The organism is Pseudovibrio axinellae (assembly GCF_900110875.1).
Classification (GTDB): Bacteria; Pseudomonadota; Alphaproteobacteria; order Rhizobiales; family Stappiaceae; genus Pseudovibrio; species Pseudovibrio axinellae.
Map to the genome: position 1 here is coordinate 17,824 of NZ_FOFM01000022.1, position 13,779 is coordinate 31,602.

At 52.0% G+C, this 13,779-nt stretch carries 14 protein-coding genes; all 14 read right to left on the reverse strand.

The annotated features are described in order from the left end of the window. Positions 1 to 2: 2 nt before the first annotated feature. The gene (locus BMZ51_RS21955) at positions 3 to 2,360 is read right to left on the reverse strand and encodes a VirB4 family type IV secretion system protein (protein ID WP_068004454.1); all 2,358 of its coding nucleotides are present in this window, start codon (positions 2,358 to 2,360) and stop codon (positions 3 to 5) included. Further along, on the reverse strand, positions 2,357 to 2,680 hold the full coding sequence (locus BMZ51_RS21960; protein WP_068004451.1) for a hypothetical protein: 324 nt from the start codon (positions 2,678 to 2,680) through the stop codon (positions 2,357 to 2,359). The genes BMZ51_RS21955 and BMZ51_RS21960 overlap by 4 nt, the downstream gene beginning before the upstream one ends. A gap of 10 nt (positions 2,681 to 2,690) precedes the next feature. Continuing rightward, positions 2,691 to 3,008 carry a TrbC/VirB2 family protein gene (locus BMZ51_RS21965; protein ID WP_068004449.1) on the reverse strand — a complete coding sequence of 106 codons (318 nt, stop codon included), beginning with the start codon at positions 3,006 to 3,008 and terminating at the stop codon, positions 2,691 to 2,693. Positions 3,009 to 3,015: 7 nt separating this feature from the next. After that, a complete protein-coding gene (locus BMZ51_RS21970) occupies positions 3,016 to 3,528 on the reverse strand; it encodes a hypothetical protein (RefSeq protein WP_139201455.1) in 513 nt (170 codons plus the stop codon). Positions 3,529 to 3,554: 26 nt separating this feature from the next. Continuing rightward, positions 3,555 to 4,280, reverse strand: a complete 726-nt coding sequence (locus BMZ51_RS21975) for a nucleotide-binding protein (protein WP_074882338.1) — start codon at positions 4,278 to 4,280, stop codon at positions 3,555 to 3,557. 15 nt (positions 4,281 to 4,295) lie between these two features. Beyond that, a complete protein-coding gene (locus tag BMZ51_RS21980) occupies positions 4,296 to 4,622 on the reverse strand; it encodes a hypothetical protein (RefSeq protein ID WP_068004440.1) in 327 nt (108 codons plus the stop codon). A 1,235-nt stretch (positions 4,623 to 5,857) separates the two neighbouring features. Continuing rightward, entirely contained in the window at positions 5,858 to 6,268 is a 411-nt protein-coding gene (locus BMZ51_RS21985; RefSeq protein ID WP_068004437.1) for a hypothetical protein, read from the reverse strand. 680 nt (positions 6,269 to 6,948) lie between these two features. Then, positions 6,949 to 7,419, reverse strand: a complete 471-nt coding sequence (locus BMZ51_RS21990) for a hypothetical protein (RefSeq protein ID WP_068004434.1) — start codon at positions 7,417 to 7,419, stop codon at positions 6,949 to 6,951. A gap of 399 nt (positions 7,420 to 7,818) precedes the next feature. After that, positions 7,819 to 9,684 carry a ParB/RepB/Spo0J family partition protein gene (locus BMZ51_RS21995; RefSeq protein ID WP_068004424.1) on the reverse strand — a complete coding sequence of 622 codons (1,866 nt, stop codon included), beginning with the start codon at positions 9,682 to 9,684 and terminating at the stop codon, positions 7,819 to 7,821. A 615-nt stretch (positions 9,685 to 10,299) separates the two neighbouring features. Next, positions 10,300 to 10,899, reverse strand: coding sequence for a hypothetical protein (locus tag BMZ51_RS22000; protein ID WP_068004433.1), 600 nt, complete (start codon positions 10,897 to 10,899; stop codon positions 10,300 to 10,302). Beyond that, positions 10,896 to 11,396: a DnaJ domain-containing protein gene (locus BMZ51_RS22005; RefSeq protein WP_068004428.1), complete on the reverse strand. Its 501-nt coding sequence runs from the start codon at positions 11,394 to 11,396 to the stop codon at positions 10,896 to 10,898. Before BMZ51_RS22005 ends, BMZ51_RS22000 begins: the two co-directional genes overlap by 4 nt. Positions 11,397 to 11,598: 202 nt before the next feature. Beyond that, complete coding sequence (locus BMZ51_RS24170; RefSeq protein ID WP_161941204.1) at positions 11,599 to 11,769, reverse strand: hypothetical protein; 171 nt, start codon at positions 11,767 to 11,769, stop codon at positions 11,599 to 11,601. A 303-nt stretch (positions 11,770 to 12,072) separates the two neighbouring features. Continuing rightward, a complete protein-coding gene (locus tag BMZ51_RS22015) occupies positions 12,073 to 12,864 on the reverse strand; it encodes a class I SAM-dependent methyltransferase (RefSeq protein ID WP_068004496.1) in 792 nt (263 codons plus the stop codon). Positions 12,865 to 13,300: 436 nt separating this feature from the next. After that, the gene (locus BMZ51_RS22020) at positions 13,301 to 13,492 is read right to left on the reverse strand and encodes a hypothetical protein (RefSeq protein WP_068010292.1); all 192 of its coding nucleotides are present in this window, start codon (positions 13,490 to 13,492) and stop codon (positions 13,301 to 13,303) included. Positions 13,493 to 13,779 lie beyond the last annotated feature (287 nt).

Sequence of the window (13,779 nt, forward strand, 5' to 3'; positions counted from 1 at the left end):
CGTTAAACGTGAGCGAGCCATTGCTCGCCCCACACGTCCTGAATTTTGCGAAGTTCAGCCATTGGCCCGGTGCCGGAGCGATAAAACCGCAAGGCATCACCAAGGCCGGAAAGGTCCACATCAATGATGGTGCTCTCATTGTATCCAGAGGCCAGATCGCGCCTGACCAGAAGAACCTGACGGCCTCCTGCCAGCTCCCCTTCCCCGCGAATGAAGGCGATCTGATCGGCGCTCAAATTGAACGGCTCAAGGGCTTTATCGCTGCCGCCACAGCCGGCCATAAACAAAAGGTTCGGGGCGTTGTTGATGACCTTGGCCGAGCCTTCAAACTCCACCAGCGCTTCCGGGTTCTGGAAGGCCAGCCCGACAACACCGCCCAGTTTGCGGTACTCCATGAACATCTGCCCGACGAGATGACGGAAGCCTTCATTGCGGAGCAGGTTAGCCGCCTCATCGACAAAGATAGAAAAGCCCTTGTGGTTGACCTTGGCGGCTTCATAAATGGCGCTGGAAATATGCGTCACAAGTGCAGGGCCAAGCAACGGATCTTTAAGCGGCTCGGTCATATCAATGCCGACCAGATGGCTTTGCTCCAAAAAGGTGCGGATGCTGTCTTGCGGGGCGTTGAAGATATGGCTATACGCCCCCTCCCCAAGCCGCTCATCCTTCACCCATCTGGTGAAAGCGCGCTTGATATCGGAGTTTGACGGGAAGGCGGCTTTGAAAATACTGTCGAACGTGCGCTCCCCGCGATCCATGACACTTGCAAAATCGAGCACATCATTGATCTGGTCGTCCATCTCTTGCACATACTGATCACCCAGCATGATCCGCATCATGGTCGCGGCCCGCTGGCGAGCGCTCTTATTGTCAAGATCACAATCAAGCGGGTTAAGAGAGAGCTGGTCAAAGGACTGGTACTGTCCGCCCATGACCTCGCTCATGAACCGCGCCCCTTCCAGACTGTCAAAGACATAATTGCGCACGCCTTGGAACTTGGCGATCCCGCCAAGCAGATGCATAATCAAGGTGGATTTACCCGTGCCGGTCGGGGCAAAGATCAGGTAGTGCCCTGCCGCCTGAGGCTTATCTGCAATATGGAACTGGAAGGAATAGTTCTGGCCTGTTGGCGTCTTGAACAAACGCAAAGGACGGTTCCCGAACGGGGAGGAGTACATGCCTTCTGGAGAATATTGCAGCGGCCAGAGCGCGGCCACGTTATAATCCATCAGACGCAGTTTGCGCACCAACTTGCCTCGTCCGGGCAGGCGGTTAAACCAGCAGTTGGCCGCTGGTGCCGTTTCAACACTATGTTTGACGCGGCGAGAATTCAAAATCGCAGAGATCTGATCAAGCACCTCATCCAGCTCCGCTTGTGTGCGCGCTCTGACGGTGAACTGAAGCTGGGTCTGGAACATGGTGTTGGAGTTGTTGGTGAGCGCTTCAGTGGCGTGCGAGAGCTCTGTGACCATGGCCCCGGAGGTTAAGAAGCTGTTGAGCTGTTCTGCCTTCTTACGGGTGTATTCAAGGATAGTCTTTTCTGAACTGAGCGGCACACAGACCTGCATGACTTCCAGCTCTGCAGACAAGGCCAGCACCCTGGAGATCATCAGGCCCGATACACTATCTGGATACTCACTCACGCCAATGGTTTTATGAATGTGTTTGAGCGGGGTCTGGGTAAGGATGGTCCCGTCTTTGTTGATGATCAGATCACAGGCGGGCAGGTTGGCATTGATAGACCGGCTGACCCGCTTTGCCTCATCGGGCATATGTCCGCATACCAGATAGGTTAAGAACGCGGTTAATTCGCACGGTTCCTCAAGATCCTTTGCAGCCTCAACCGGCGTGACCTGGTAATTCTCAAACCCGTTAAGAAGTGCCTTGCAATGCTTGTTCAAGGTTTCAAAGGTGGTCGCTTCCAGCAGCACATACCAACTCATGGTATAAGCATGCTTGTAAAGCTCCTGCTCAGCTTTGCCGATCTCAGCTAAGGCCGGAGAGGGCCAGTCCGCCTCAAAGGAAATATCCTTGAGCCGTTTAACGGCCATCAGGCGAAAGGCTGAGCCGCTTGATCCAAGCTGGTGCAAGATGTTGCTGCGCTGGCGGGCGAGCGTTTCCTGCTGCTCAAAACTCATAGTGTCGTAGGAAACGCCTTTCAGTTTGAACACCCGGAACAAGGTGCCATCTTTAAGGGCAATGGTGGTGCGGTCTTCAAAAAGAACGTCAAAGTCCAGCTCGTCTGCCAGCCAGTCCTGCTCAAAACTGCCCTCCCCGTCCTGACGCAGGACCTTCTTGGCGAGCATGGCCGCACCGCCTGCAAATCCCAAAGTTGCTGCTGTTGAAAGAAGGAGGCTCATTTTGTCTTGCCCTTTGTCGTTGTCTTTAAAGACCCGCCAACGATGAGGCAGCGGGCTTGTTTGCCTTTGAAGAAAGTGTGCGGCAACAGCAATGTTGCCTCACAATGTGCATCCTTGCGGCGCAAGGCGATGGTGAAGGCAAGGGCTGGAGGAATGGAGAAAATGCAGAGAAGCATGACGAGCGGCGGATCAATCACCAGGGTTAAGATTGCGCCCACAAAGAACACTCCACCCAACGCAAACGCCGCAAACAATGGCGGCATGCCAAAGATGGTCGAGGGTGACTGAAGGTGCCGATAAACGCCGTTCTGCACTCGCATACCCGCCCCCTTAGGCTAGATTAACAAGGGCGCGGATAGCCGTTGGGGCGGCTACAATGATGATAGCTGCGATGACGTAGTTGACCAGTCTCTCCCAGCGCATGCTGCCAGACATGGCCGACCAAGCACCGAAGGCCACCACACCAAGGCCAACGATAACAGCACCGATCTGAACCATGCCGCTTTCAAGGAAGCCGAATGTCGTAACAACTGGGCTTGCCCAGTCCTTGCCAGCAAAGGCAGCGGCAGGGTTCAAAATCAGAACAGCAAGGACAACGAGTTTGACCTCACGGGTGAGAAGCGACTTTGAATTCTTAGATGAGTACATGACAAACCTACTTCATGATCAGATAAAGAGCTCCAACGGCAAGCCAGTTCAGAGCGGTGAAAAAATAGAGCGGCGATGAAAAGCGTTTGATTTTGGATGTGAGGTCGCCAAGCTCGATGGAGAATTGAGACTGCTGCTTTAAAAGGCCCTCAATTGAGCTGGCCTCAACGTTCTGGCGAATTTGACTGAGCGTGTCGCTCAGACGCGATAATTCGCTCTGCATCTCTTCTGCGAGCACTTTTGCGCTCTCTCCAACGATAGCTTTGAGCTTGTCACGCTCATGGACCTGACGGGTCCCGGCCTCAGCCAGCAACACGGACAAATCAGAGGTAAAGACCTCAAACAGCGAGTAGAGCATCCAGATCGGATCGTCCGATCCCATGGACTGACCACCATGTTTTTTGGCGATCAAAGCGCGAACATCTTCAAGCGAAGAGATCTGAGCGCCGCCCAGTGGGGTTGACACTTCAGATTCTATGAAGTCGAAATTTGCTTGGTTTTGCTCCGAATCGGTTGCCATTGCCGCCATCCCATCCTCACCCACGCTTACAAAGCCATGTTTTCAAGTTGTAAGGAGACGTCAGACCAGACCTTTTTGAGCCTTTGACGGGTCATAAGGCCGAAATTCTCGTCCAAAATGGCCTCTGAGAAGGTCTTGCGGCGCTCAATCATGGCCTGAATGTCGTGATTGAAGGAAGAGCCGGTGCGCTGCGCTAAAGTAGGCACAGCGTAAATCCGGTCCTGATTTGCCTTAAACAACTTCAGCTCTTCGAATGGCTTACCATTTTTTTCTGCTCGACCTGAGTATTCATTCTTCCAAAGCACAATCTTTTGCTTTGGGAATACTTCAAACAGCTTCTCAATGCAGGACAGTGTGGCGTCGATTGCGCCTCCCCCGCTGACTACGGAATGGATGGCAATCTCGCACTCATGCTCATGCAAAAGCTCAAGCACATCGTTCTCAGCCAGATATTTGACCAGCGGTAAGAAGGTGGTTGCACCCGTATCAATAACGAAATGTGTCTCGTCATCTGATTCGATTATGCCCTCAACAATGGTGTCAAAGCTGCGATGGTCGATCTCTGCATTATCCATCATCTTTATAAGGTTACAGTTGAGTGCCTTATAAGATGAAAGAGTAGGGTTTACTGGGTCCGTATCAATAGCAACAAGGTTTCGCTCTTTTTGACGAAAATACTCACAAAGCAGAAGAGAAATAAAACTCTTTCCGGCCCCGCCTTTTCCTTGCATTACAAAGTTTACATATCTCATATTTGCTTAAACCTATCAGTCGTAATCTGGAATTTTTGACGCCATCTGGAACCGGTTTGTACCCTTAGGTTGAGATGGAAGGGGCGAATCTCGGGGTGTAGTAGACCCGCTCCCTCCTGTTTTGGATGGGGGTACAATGGCACTTCCTGGAGGCAAATCAGGCTTAGGGTTCAGAGCCTTAGCCGCATACTTATAGAAGGCTGTTTTCGACATATTGATCTTCCCTTCACTTGAAAGGGCCTCGAAGATCGTACGTTTGGACACACCTCTCCCGATCTCAGTCTCAACATGCGCACGCACGAGTTGAAATTGAGCACGGGCATCTCCCCATGGAAGCGCCATTGTTTGATTACCCGTGTGTAAAACGGGCATCCCTGATGTTTAATGTTTGGATAAAGGAATAAGACGCAGATCTGCCCATCGCATTTCGGAGTGAAACACGCTAAGCCTCAAGCCCATTAGCGGACATGAGATGAGCTGCGACTGATTTATGAGTTGTGGGTTCTCCCTATGCAGGTGCCAAGTTCACTTTGGTCCTTGCTAGGCTCTGACGGTTATGCGTCCAAGCATAATAACCGTCAGAGCCGCATGCCATTTTGCTATGGCAGCAAGTAAGAAGTGCATAACGCATCCCCACAACTTTATCCAGCCCTTTTTTGGTCGCGGTTTCCCACAGTAAAGCAAAGTATAAATACTTAAACTTTTAGGTATTATCTGAATTGACTGAAACCCTAGGTTTTTGACTCAAATTTGAGAGAATACCCGAAAATACTTATCCACAGATATACTTCGCTTTTGATTCCTTAAATTTTGCCTAGCAAAAGGCGTTGAGCACGACAGTGCGAATAAGCTCAAGTCTGCGGGTTGGTCCCGGCTCGCAGAATTTTCGCTAACCGGCTCCGGTTAGCATATCTTGCCAACTCTCACTCGGGGAATCTCGCGGAACCTTCGGGAATCTCGGGGAAACTCGAGGAACATCGTAGGCGCTCGCGGAAACTTCGGGAATCTCCAGGAAACACTGGGAATTAACAATAGAAACTCGTGGAAACTTCGGGAAACTCGCGGAAACTCGCGGAATCCATGAAATCGGGCTGACGATTGAAGAAATCTGCATAGTGCTTCAACTTTTGTATGAATTTTCTGTCAAGCGACATGGAAAAGAAAACGAAAATTCCGTTACAGCAGCAGCAATTACCAGAGCGCGGAGCATGTGCGAGCTTGTCAAGCTTGCGCGTGCTTTGCGCGACAAGGCGCTTTGGGATCTGTGAGTGCAACGAGCGATCGCAACGCGCCGCACGCCCCGATCTGACAAGGCGAGCACTCGGCATCGTGTGCCCTGCAAGGGTGCCGATGCCGAGTGCTCGCCTTGTCAGACGGTTGGCAAGAAAATGAGCGCAGCGCCAAAGCTGGAAGGAAGAGTGGGATCGGCAGATCCTGCGGAGCCTGGAAGGTTTGGAGCAAGCCCAAAATCACAGCTACTCTGCTCAGCGCCGCTATTCTATTTTTAGGGAGTTTCGGAGTAAGATAGCGAAGGGAAGGGAGCTAAGCCCCTTCCCTTCGCTATCTGTTTGAGGTTGCTACCGATATCCAAGCCTCAAGGCTTCTTGAGCGGTGTCTCCGTCCAGCTTGTCGAACATCACTCTTGCTTTCTTCGCGTTAAAGAAGGTCAAGGTCACAACATCGGCCTGCTTAACATCCTCTACCAGCTGATAAGAAATCTCAGTGCCTAAGTCATTTCCATATTCATCAACGTGGTCGATCACCTCCACTCTGTAGAGTTCCAGCTCGCCATAGTATCCCCCTAAGAACATAAACAGCACTTGCTTCACGTTCCACTTGAAGCGGTTGAGGCGTGCTCCAAGTCCTTCTATCGGGTCGCCCACTTCATCACTGCTCAGGGTCATTGCAGTCCAGAAAAGTGAGAAAAGATTTTGCGGCTTAATATTGGAGCGGCCTGCGAACTGTGCCAGTGTTTGAGGAAGTGTCATGATTTCTCTCCGTCTTGGGATGGTGCGTTTCTATTTTCCTCGTCAAACAAACGGGTGAGCGGGAGCTAGTGAGGAGAGAGGCTGTCCATAGTCTCCCGCAGCCCAAAGGGCGAGGAAGATTGTGGTCAGGCGAGTGACGATCTAGCTTTCGTGAGGGCGCAAGCCCTAACAGCTGCCCCTCAGGTCAAAATGGCATTGAGGAATGAAGAGACCTGCGACTTGCCAGCTGTAAGCCCTTCAGCAAACATGAGTGAGCTGGGTTGCAAGCGCGATCTGGGCTCGGCAGAGTCCGGTGAGCGTTTGTGAGCCAGATCGCCCCGCATTCAGAGCCAGAGTTTGATTTCTAGGGAGTTTCGGAGTAGGATACCGGAGTGGCAGGGAGCTAAGCCCCCTGCCGTTTACTAGCTATTTGATAGAGACCCGAAGGGACAGTAGCCAACTGCTTCGGGTCTTTTTCAATTTAAGCGTGATAGAAATTGGTAAAAACCACATTTCTTCACCTCCGGTTTCGGGGCAAGGCTGTTGCCTCAGTCGGGAGAGCCTATCTTTCCCGATGCGCTGGTTGGCTCAGCGCCGCTGCTTTTGCCCCAAAATTCTCAGCTGCTTGTAGCAGATGCACCCCTTGGTTGCTATGGGCAATCCTGTCTGCTGTCAGGAGGTTCCACGTCTTATGTCTGTCTTCAGAACACCGCCCATTCAACCTCTTTGCATTCAATGTGCTCGTTGTCTTCAGCTTCACACCGGTGCTTGTAGGTGTTGTCGTTCCAGTCCCGTGCACTTACGGACCATGAGTAATCGCAGTGGTAACGCTCTGACAGGATCGCAATCACCTCTTCAAAGGTGTCCGCCTCAATGATCTCCTGATAGTCAATATCAGCTTCCGCGTTCCAGCCCTCACAATGCGTCCCGCTGATCGTGCAGGCAAACTCACCTTCAGATAATTCCGTTTCCAGCCGTTGGAACACCTCAAACTCATCATCCCAATCATCTTCCACAAGGGCCTCAGCATCCAACATCTGCAAGTAATGCTCTGCATCAGGGTCATGCTGGCGATTTTTGAACTCCAGCTCTTCGCGCTGGTGATCGGCGGAGCTGACAAACAAGTCAGAAAGGAACTCTTTCAGGGTCGTCAGGCTTGGAAGATGCAACATGATTTCTCTCCGTCTTGGGATGGTGCGTTTCTATTTCTCTCGTCGCAGACAACGGGGGAGCGTTGGTCAAGGTCATTTCGACCGAAAGGCTTCAGCCTGGAGGGAACCGGCTGCACGAAGGGAGCGGAGCGAACGAAGGAAGGCGGGCGAATGCCTGCGTTAGCAGGTCGCCTTGAGCATAAGCGGGGGCTTTAGCCCCCATCAGGGCGCAAGCCCGCCAGCAAACAAGAGCAAGCGCAACACTGGCAATCGTTCAGCCGACAACGTGTGCCCTGCAAGGGTGCCGTTGGTGACTGAGCGAGGGACTGTGTGGAGTGCGCGCCGCTGGACTGACCTTAAACAGAGGAAAGGCGCGCAACCCGCACCCTTCTCCTGCTTCCCTCTCTGTGGCCTTGCCCCTTATGCAGCAATCTTCTCGATCTCTTCATCTAAGATATCCGGTGCCTGATACTGGGTCTTCAGACATTTGGGAACCCAGTTAGCAACTCGCTCTTTACCCTCACTGGAAAGGCCGTTGCGATCCGCCTCATTGTTAAACAGCCCATGAAGACAGGTCACCTTGTCGCCTTTCTTCATATTTGCGAACTCTGGTCCTACTGGCTTGCCGTCAATGTAGCTCTTGACCTCATCCAACTGGCCTGACTTAAGCCGCTTGAAGAAGATATTATTCGGCGTCCAAGTCTTGCGTGGGTCAAGACTGACGGTATTAGCGACCAGTTCAACAAACGGCACGTGTCCGCTCACAAGAGCGATACGGGCCGCAAAGGACCGCGCAACGGCTTGTGTGAGAAGGGTTGATTTTTCCTGCTCGCTCTTCAGGCGGAACGCCGCAAACTGTGTTGCAACATCTTTTCCATAAATAGAAGTCTGATCTGCAACATTCAGTTCTTCAGGCAGGTTCTGGCCGTGATTTTCAGCCTCATTGCGCCATGTTCCAGACTGGATTTTACACGGCAGATCGCCCTCATAGCTCTTTGTGATCATGGAAAAGATCGCGATATCTTTTGCAAGCTCTGCATCATCCAATAGAGCGGCCTGCATCGCCCCTGTACGAATGGCGCTCAGGTCTTCCATTAAGGCTTGGGAGTACTCTTTGCTTTCTGGTTGGTTGGAATTTCCTGTCACGCTTTTAGGCTCTTGCAGCACACCAGCGGCAATTGCTGCACCTTGATCGTGCGCCTCAACATAGCCTTTCTCTAAACACAACTCCCCCTGAGAGCCAATCGCAACAAAAACACCCGCAACGCTTTTTTGAACGGGCGTAAACTGCCTCTCAAGTAACTCGTCCAGTTCCTCCAACTCTTCCGGTGTTGCCCGCTCTTCGTACTGCGCTTCAATCAGGGCCTCTCTGCGCTCTTCCTGTGCTTCGCTTAAGCGCACATCTTCAACGTGGAGCCGTACAAACTTCTGTCGCTCCGTGTACTCTGGTAGTTCAATGCTGGCCGTTGCCCATTTCCAACCTTGTGCAAGGAGCTTCTGGCGGGCTTCTTCAAGTTTTGCTGCGGCGAGCTGTTCTAAAAGGGTGCTGTCCAGATAATAAACCTCTTCCCCAAACAGGTCTTCGCGGATTGCTCCCCCTGCAGCTTCATAAGCCTCACGGCCCACAAACATCGCTCGGTGGTCGTTGCCCTCGCCAACCTCATCCATCAAGTTGCGCTTAATGGTGCGCGGCTGATCTCCGCCCCATCTCCCGTTTAAGCGGCCAAAAACGTCTGCCTGCTTTTCCTGATCCGCAGATACCGTATAAGCCGCCGCTAGATCGAGCGTGATCTGTCCAGTTTCCAGCGCTTCAAGGATGCATTGCGCAAGTCCTGCAAGGCGCAAACGTCCTTTGACATGGCGCACGCTCTGGGCAAACGCGATTGCAATACTATCAGGTGTGTGACCTGCTTCCGCCATGGTGCGGTATGCTTTGATTTCTTCTGCTGGATTAAGGTCTTTGCGGGCGGTGTTTTCTGCGTTGGCCCATTCAAGCGCCTGCTCTTTGCTGGCAGCAATGCGCACAGCAACGCTGTAGTTTGGAAGGATATCCTTGCTCTCTAATAGGTTTTGCAACGCACGAAGGCGGCGACCACCAGCAACGATGCCGATGCTGTCCCCTTCAGCAAAGCCCACAAGGTTCTGAATCAGGCCACAAGCCTTGATAGACTGAGCCAGCATTTCAATTTCGTTAGGGTCTACGTTCTGGCGCGGGTTAAGGGCAGACAAGGTGAGCTTTGAAACTGATACGTTGGAAAGCAGTTTGCCGTTGGTGGTCTTGGTCATGATGTTGTCTCCGCCTCATGAGGTCCGTTTCGATTTCTCTCGTCGCAGACACCGGGGGAGCGTTGGTCAAGGTCATTTCGACCGAAAGGCTTCAGCCTGGAGGGAACCGGCTGCACGAAGGGAGCAGAGCGAACGAAGGAAGGCGGGCGAATGCCTGCGTTAGCAGGTCGCCTTGAGCATAAGTGGGGGCTTTAGCCCCCATCAGGGCGCAAGCCCGCCAGCAAACAAGAGCAAGCGCAACACTGGCAATCGTTCAGCCGACAACGTGCGCCCTGCAAGGGTGCCGTTGGTGGCTGAGCGAGGGACTGTGTGGAGTGCGCGCCGCATAAGGCTGTTTTTGCTGGCCGGTTCTTCTTGAATTGTTGAGGAATGAGGGCTATATTAAGCGAAGGAAAGGGGAGCTTTCGCCCCCCAATCCATGCCATTAGGCTACTTTAAAAAAGATCCGCAGTCTGACGACCAATCTGTTGCGGGTCTTTTTCATGTCGAAAGTTAGTTTCAACTTCACCTAACATCCCACCTCCTTATCTAGGCTTTGCTACTATCGGAGCGCCTAACTTCTCCGATTGCGTGGACTGGCTCACGCTGCTGCTTTGCTAAGAAGGTGAATTCTTATTAATCTCCTGAAGAGGTTAAGAAATTTACCAAGGTTTCAAGCTTGTGCAAGGAAAGCCCTGTGATTTGTACATCACAATCGTTTGCCAGCTCCCTCACCTCAATGCGCCCATAAGCTTGCGGGTCGAAGATTTTAATTTCACGCCTTAACGTAAAGTTCCCATGCGCCCCTTTTTGCGCTGATCCCTTTGAAATTCGATTTACGAACTCTGCAACTTCACGTTTCTTGTTGTGCTGGTCAGCCACCCCTTGCAATGCTTTGAAGGCGAGCGGCGTTGCAGGCTCTATAATATGCCGCTCAATTTCTCGTGCTATCTGCTCGGGCTGCTGGCGCACCCTCTCAGGGGCAAAGGTGCGTTTTAGTGTGTGCTGGCTCTCTCCCTCAAAATAGCTCTTAAGTTCTCGCGTGTAAAAATCTCCGCCGATGGACGATTTAAGCGATGCATTCACAGCTATGCGGCCCTTGTACCAAGCAAAAATTATCAAAAGGGCACCCACCGGAGCCTCAACAAGAATACGGTGCTCGCTGATTTTCACACCTCCCCCACCGCCGAACAGCAATTCAGCGGCGGGCTGTGCCATGTCTGCCAAGCGGCTCATGGGGCGGCTCTTAAAGCCATGGAGGAACGGGCGGGGCGCTTTGGCTTGGCACTGCCGTGCTTTTCGCGGATATCCTCCATTGTTGAACGCCCTCGGCTTTTGGACTTCCATCCAGCAGGGCGAAAGTTCCAACGTTTCTTTTTCGAAGCATATTTAAAGCCTGCTGCTTTCAAGGCGTCTTTATGCTCGCGGGTGTTCCCACCAACCCAGATCCACGCCCCACAGATTTCAATTTCCAACCCGTCTAAGTCGATAATTGCATTTAAGGCCGCGTTGAGGTCTTCGCCATAATTTACATTGGTCGCCTCGTCAGTGTGAACCGTGCCTTGTGCTTGCAACACGTCAAAAGCCGCGTTTACAAGCTTCATCATTTCCGCGCCTGCGGGGTTCAAATCAGGGTGATATTTTTTAGCTGCCGCTTTGTAGGCTGCTTTGATCTCGGCTTGTGTTGCGCCTGATGGAACGCCAAGGACTGATAGAGCGTCTGAGATTTTCATGATTTGCTACCCGCTTGTGTAGTGTCCGTTTCGATTTCTCTCGTCGCAGACAACGGGGGAGCGTTGGTCAAGGTCATTTCGACCGAAAGGCTTCAGCCTGCAGGGAACCGGCTGCACGAAGGGAGCGGAGCGAACGAAGGAAGGCGGGCGAATGCCTGCGTTAGCAGGTTGCCTTGAGCATAAGCGGGGGCTTTAGTCCCCATCAGGGCGCAAGCCCGCCAGCAAATAAGAGCAAGCGCAACACTGGCAATCGTTCAGACGACAACGTGCGCCCTGCAAGGGTGCCGTTGGTGGCTGAGCGAGGGACTGTGTGGAGTGCGCGCCGTATCAGCAACGGTTGTGTTTCACACGGCAACAAAAAAGGGGAAGGCATAAGCCCTCCCCTTTTAAAAGAGGTAGCGGAGTTTTGAAACGGACCCTACCCCTCTTTCAATGCATGTTCTAAAGCGTTCAAAAATTCAATTCAAGCGTGTAATACAGTTATGTCTGGGTGCGCCCTGATATACTCAAGACAAGCGCATAAATATTTGTCTAGGCTCTGCTTTTTGCTCTCTTCAACTTTTGACATAATCACGGCGCGCTCGTCAGGGTTTAAGTTCAACCAAATTTCCTGACACCTTTCGAGTGAGAGAGAGGGCAAGGTGCCCTCTTGATTGTTTATTGTCATCCCCTCACCTCACGCAGCCAACGCAAACAAGGGAAACTCTTGGGCTTCGCGCTGCTGTCTGGCCTGCGCGTAATCAATTGTAACGATCTCGCATAGTGGATTAACGCCCTTCCACATGTCGCGGTAACATGACGTATCAATGCCGCACCCTTCTGACATGTAGAACCCTGTCGTGTTTTGAAATTCCACCCCCGCGCCCTTCTTATCGCGGCTGTGACATTGCACACCGGAATATTTAAAGCTTGCCGAGTTTTGCGGGATTATGAAGGTGCCTTCATTGGCAAGTTCTGAGGCGATATCCATCACATGCAGTTCAAACAATGCACCTTTATAGCTGGGACCAGTTCGACCAAAACGCTTAACTTTGCCAAACGGCGGGTTACTGATTGCCCGGTCAAATTTCCCTAGGTTTAGTTCCTGCCAGTCGAACACATCTGCACAAATCCAAGTCGCCTCGGGCAATAGTTTTTTGCCAACCTCCACATAACGCGGGTTGCGCTCAATGCAGGTGATTTCAGGCGCTTTGCCGTTGCGGTGCATAAGCCGGTGATAGGTCGCATAGGCCAGCATTCCAATGCCTGCGCAAAGGTCAATAATTTTGTGGCCGCTAACATCAAAAGTAAAATCCCACGCCAGCCCTTCGGGAGTGAAAAAAGCCCCTGTAGAGCCGTTTTCAAATTCCGCGCCCTCGTGCCAATTGGCAAAAACAAACTCCTTATCTTCTTCGCTTAGAACGTCTTTTTTTAAGATTTCTTCTGCCTGAAAATGAGCTTTAGATTGTGCTTTGGTAAGTTTCGCCATTTTGTCTATCCCGCCTGTGAGGTCCGTTTCGATTTCTCTCGTCGCAGACACCGGGGGAGCGTTGGTCAAGGTCACTTCGACCGAAAGGCTTAAGCCTGCAGGGAACCGGCTGCACGAAGGGAGCGGAGCGAACGAAGGAAGGCGGGCGAATGCCTGCGTTAGCAGGTTGCCTTGAGCATAAGCGGGGGCTTTAGTCCCCATCAGGGCGCAAGCCCGCCAGCAAACAAGAGCATCCTTGCCTCAACTGATTACGGCAGAAGGGAAAGAGTGAGGTGCGATCCGCACGAAGAACAGTTACCGGAGGGCAGAGACAAACCATCTAAGACACCTAACTAGGCTTAGGGTGCGGTGGCTTTGGAAGAGACAACGTGCCCAAGGCGCGTTAACTGGCCTGCCCCTTTAGGGGCGTGCACAATAGTATCAATCGTGGGTAAGATCAGCCAATTTGAGGATGCTGTTTCATCACTCTGATCCCGTTGCGCAGCCGAATAAACTCACCTGGGCGTGATTTCACTAAATCGTCAAACACAACATTTGCCATACCAAAGCTGATCGCTTGGGCAACTGTTTCATAGGGCGCATTAAAGCCGCTTTGCCAAATTTCGACATGAAAAGGAAAGTCTCGCATTACATCACCTTTGTTCGTCTTATGTTCCTATGTGCCCTAAGACCTAGCCAGTGTCAAACGCCACCAAGACAGCACACTTTATGGTAGTGTTGGAGAGTAACAGAGTCTCATACTGACGAGGGATTGCGGACGAAGTGGACCTTCGTTGCACTGCGTGAACTGAGGTAAGAGAGAGGCCGTTGCCTGCAAGCAGGGTCACAAGCGGTCATTCGGGTGTTTCCATTATGAGTTGAGACACGTCCAACTGAAGGCTTCTACAGTCGCTCTTATTGACGATCTGGAAATAC

What these genes read in the sequence shown, in the direction of transcription:
- BMZ51_RS21955 (WP_068004454.1), bottom strand. Translation starts at nt 2,360, where the DNA reads ATGAGCCTCCTTCTTTCAACAGCAGCAACTTTGGGATTTGCAGGCGGT.
- BMZ51_RS21960 (WP_068004451.1), bottom strand. Translation starts at nt 2,680, where the DNA reads ATGCGAGTGCAGAACGGCGTTTATCGGCACCTTCAGTCACCCTCGACC.
- BMZ51_RS21965 (WP_068004449.1), bottom strand. Translation starts at nt 3,008, where the DNA reads ATGTACTCATCTAAGAATTCAAAGTCGCTTCTCACCCGTGAGGTCAAA.
- BMZ51_RS21970 (WP_139201455.1), bottom strand. Translation starts at nt 3,528, where the DNA reads ATGGCAACCGATTCGGAGCAAAACCAAGCAAATTTCGACTTCATAGAA.
- BMZ51_RS21975 (WP_074882338.1), bottom strand. Translation starts at nt 4,280, where the DNA reads ATGAGATATGTAAACTTTGTAATGCAAGGAAAAGGCGGGGCCGGAAAG.
- BMZ51_RS21980 (WP_068004440.1), bottom strand. Translation starts at nt 4,622, where the DNA reads ATGGCGCTTCCATGGGGAGATGCCCGTGCTCAATTTCAACTCGTGCGT.
- BMZ51_RS21985 (WP_068004437.1), bottom strand. Translation starts at nt 6,268, where the DNA reads ATGACACTTCCTCAAACACTGGCACAGTTCGCAGGCCGCTCCAATATT.
- BMZ51_RS21990 (WP_068004434.1), bottom strand. Translation starts at nt 7,419, where the DNA reads ATGTTGCATCTTCCAAGCCTGACGACCCTGAAAGAGTTCCTTTCTGAC.
- BMZ51_RS21995 (WP_068004424.1), bottom strand. Translation starts at nt 9,684, where the DNA reads ATGACCAAGACCACCAACGGCAAACTGCTTTCCAACGTATCAGTTTCA.
- BMZ51_RS22000 (WP_068004433.1), bottom strand. Translation starts at nt 10,899, where the DNA reads ATGAGCCGCTTGGCAGACATGGCACAGCCCGCCGCTGAATTGCTGTTC.
- BMZ51_RS22005 (WP_068004428.1), bottom strand. Translation starts at nt 11,396, where the DNA reads ATGAAAATCTCAGACGCTCTATCAGTCCTTGGCGTTCCATCAGGCGCA.
- BMZ51_RS24170 (WP_161941204.1), bottom strand. Translation starts at nt 11,769, where the DNA reads ATGCCTTCCCCTTTTTTGTTGCCGTGTGAAACACAACCGTTGCTGATA.
- BMZ51_RS22015 (WP_068004496.1), bottom strand. Translation starts at nt 12,864, where the DNA reads ATGGCGAAACTTACCAAAGCACAATCTAAAGCTCATTTTCAGGCAGAA.
- BMZ51_RS22020 (WP_068010292.1), bottom strand. Translation starts at nt 13,492, where the DNA reads ATGCGAGACTTTCCTTTTCATGTCGAAATTTGGCAAAGCGGCTTTAAT.